1 protein-coding gene and 1 pseudogene are annotated in these 3,383 nt (G+C 72.6%); one reads left to right on the forward strand and one right to left on the reverse strand.

Features of this window, described 5'->3' with window-relative positions; genetic code table 11:
- A partial coding sequence (locus AXW62_RS02395; RefSeq protein ID WP_370682886.1) for a GAF domain-containing protein occupies window positions 1–1,757 on the reverse strand: 1,757 nt, incomplete at its 3' end.
- 1,268 nt (window positions 1,758–3,025) lie between these two features.
- Between AXW62_RS02395 and AXW62_RS02400 the strand changes: the two are divergent.
- A pseudogene (locus AXW62_RS02400) lies at window positions 3,026–3,383 on the forward strand (VCBS repeat-containing protein); the annotation flags it as partial.

The following is a 3,383-nucleotide window of genomic DNA, read 5'->3' on the forward strand; positions in this document are numbered from 1 at the left end:
TCCGCCGGCAGATACCGGTACGCCACGTCCAGCGCGCTCTGCTCGGGCAGCACCCGGGGCAGCAGACTGCGCTGCAGGGTCACCGCCATGGTGTGCTCACGGGTGTAGCGACGGGCGTTGTCGATGCTGACGGCGGCCCGGGTGACCAGCTCCTCGGCGAGGGAGACGTCGTCCTCCTCGAAGGGCTCCGGCTTCTCCGCCCGCATGAAGCTGGCCACGCCCAGGACGACGCCCCGGGCCCGCAGCGGGACCGTGATCATTGAGTGGATGCCGTACTCGACGATCCGCCGGGCGTGCTCGGGGTCCTGCTCCTGCCAGCCGCCGAAGTCGGCCAGGACCGGCTCGACCGTCACCACTCCACCGCGGAAGCCCCGGGCCTGGGGCGCGCTCGGGCCGAAGTCGATCAGCATGCCCAGGGGGTAGAGCGGGCCGTCGTCGCGGATGCCGCTGAGGGCCGTACGGCGCAGCACGGTGCGGCGGCCGTCGACGGGCGGTACGGCGCCCGGCGGGCCCGCGCCCGGGACGCCGGTGCCCGCCACCCCGTCCGAGGGCTCCTCGCCGCGCAGCACCGAGTCGGCGAGGTCCACCGAGACGTAGTCGGCGAACCGGGCCACCGCGTACTCCGCCAGCTCCTGGGCGGTGCGTACCACGTCCAGCGTGGTGCCGATGGAGACGCCCGCGTCGTACAGCAGCTTGAGCCGGTTGCGCGCCAGGTCGACCTTGCCGGAGAGCGCCCGCAGCTCGGTGGTGTCGCGCAGGGTGGCGACGCTGCCGGGCGGCCCGCCGTCGCGGTCGGTGGGGCGGTGGCTGACGGACAGCAGCCGCTCACCTGCCGTATGGACCTCGTCGGTGGCGGGGCGGCCGGACGCCAGCAGCTCGGCGGTGTGCGGATCGAAGCCGAGTTCGGACACCAGCCGCCCCTCGGCGTCCGGCGGCAGGTCGAAGAGCCGGCGCGCCTCGTCGTTGGCGAGCACCAGCCGGCCGTCGCCGCCGACGATCAGCACGCCCTCGCGCACCGAGTGCAGCACCGCGTCGTGGTGCTCGTACATCCGCGTCATCTCGACCGGGTCCAGCCCGTGGGTCTGACGCCGCAGCCGCCTGCTGACCAGGGCCGTCCCCGCCGTGGCGAGCGCGAGGGCGGCCGCGGCCGCGCCGAACAGCAGCGGCAGCTGCTGATCCGCCGCGCCGCTCACCTTCTTGACCGTGATCCCGGCGGCGACCAGGCCGACGACCTTCCCCTGGCCGTCCTTGACGGGCACCACGGACCGCACCGACAGGCCGAGCGTGCCGGTGAAGGTCTCGGTGACCGCCCGGCCCTCCGCCGCCGGGCGGATGCTGCCCATGAAGTGCTTGCCGATCCGGTCGGGATTGGGGTGGGTGTAGCGGATCCCCTGCGGCGACATGGCCACGACGAAGTCGACCCCGGAGCGCCGACGCGCCCGCTCGGCGAGCGGCTGCAACACGGCGGTCGGCTGGGGGCCGCGCATCGCGCTCACCATGCCCGGCGCGTTCGCGAAGCTCACGGCGACGGCCATGGAACGGGTACGGGCCTCCCGCTCGCTGTCGTAGCGGGACTGGAGGACGAGCGCCACCACGGCGGCGACGACCAGCAGCAGCACGACGCCCACCTGCAGGACGAAGACCTGGCCGGCGACGGTGCGCACCCCGCGCACCGGGCCCCGGAGGGGCCGCCGCCGCCCATAGCCACCACGGCGGTGGGCGGGGCCGAAGCCGTGGCCGGTCCGGCCGGTGCGCACCGAGGGCGGCTCATGCGCGTCCCGCCGGGGGTAGGTGTCCCGCGGGCGCCGCGGGTGTCGGTGGGCATGGGCATCGGGTGAGCCCTGCGGATCGGGCTGCCGAGGGTGTTCGGGCTGGTTGGGCTGCTCGCGCTGATGGGGCTGTTCGGGTTGATGGGGCTGCTCGCGCTGATCGGGCTGACCAAGCCGACCTGGCTGCACGGGCTGATCGGACCGCTGTGGCTGATCGGACTGACCGGACCCCTCTGGCTGACCGGCTTGATCTCGCGGATCTCGCGGATCTCGCTGGTCCAGGGGATGGTCCAGGGGATCTCGCTGGTCCAGCTGGTCCTGCTGTACGCGCCGCCCGCGTCGTTCCCACGCCGAGCGGGCCCCGGCACGCCGACCGCGTGGGCGCCAGTCGGTCATCCCACGGGCCGGAGGAACCCCAGGTCGACCGAAAAGTCCGGCCATGTCGTTATTTCTAGCACCCTCATCCAGCGGCGGGCGAGCGGCATCCGCCGCTGCCGGCCGGCCACTCCCGTCCGACATCGCGACTACACCCCGCCCGCGCCCTCTTTCACCGGTCTCGCCGCCTCACCCGTCACCCGTGCACCGTGCGTTAAGCACATGACTGCCCCCGCTTGTCCGCTTCGAACGATTACCGATACTGGCCGTGAAGTATCCCTACTCACAACGACGTTGAGAATTCCCTACAGAATCATGCCCAACAGCTCGCTGGTAAATGTCCTGGACAGCCCTTGCGCTCCAAAGGTCATCTTTACAGCCAAGCGGACTGATCGGTCCCGCATCATCCGGAACGAGCGCCGGGAGCCGAAACAACCGTCCGGAGCCGGAACGTCCACCCCGAGCCGGAACAACCACCCGAGAGCCGGAACGATCAACCAGAGACACCCGGAACGGCCACCGGGAGAACGCCCACCACGAGCGGAACGACTCCCAGAGACAGCCGGAACGCCAACCACAAGCGGAACGACCCCAGCTGGAGCCGGAACGGCCACCACGAGCGGAACGACCCCAGAGGGTGCCCGAAACGCCCACCGGGAGTCGGGGCCGGAACGCCAGGCATCACCCTCGTAACGAAGTGCCGGGCCCCATGGCCTCAGCCACCCCCGATGGGTTGAGGTGGCCCGATGACGCCCGCACCTCCCCCCATGGCACCACCCGGCCGCGTCCCGGGCCCCCGACACCACTCCAGCCCCCACACCTCCGCGTCCCGCACCTCCGCGTCCCACGTCCCCACGCCCCACGTCCCCACGCCCCGCACCTTGGCCGCTCGCACCCCCACGTCCCTCGTCATCGCCGGTACGGCCTGCCTGACGCTCCTTCTCGCCGGCTGCGGCCCCGACGACGGGGCACGAGGAGGGCGCCACGGCTCCTCCACCGCCGGATCCGCCACCGCCCCCACCGCGACCGCGCCCGTCCCCCACGGCAAGGGCAGCCGGCTGCCGGATGACGTCAACGGCGACGGCTACCCCGATCTGCGCCTCCCCGTTCCGTCCGGCAAGGGAGGTCTGCCCAGCCGGATAGCCTTCGTCCACGGCTCGGCGCACGGTCTGGATCCAGCCACCCGCACCGTGCTCCGCCACCGGGACCTCGGCCTGCCGTCCCAGGACGTCACCGTCG

It is taken from the genome of Streptomyces hygroscopicus subsp. hygroscopicus, assembly GCF_001553455.1.
In the GTDB taxonomy this organism is placed as follows: Bacteria; Actinomycetota; Actinomycetes; order Streptomycetales; family Streptomycetaceae; genus Streptomyces; species Streptomyces hygroscopicus.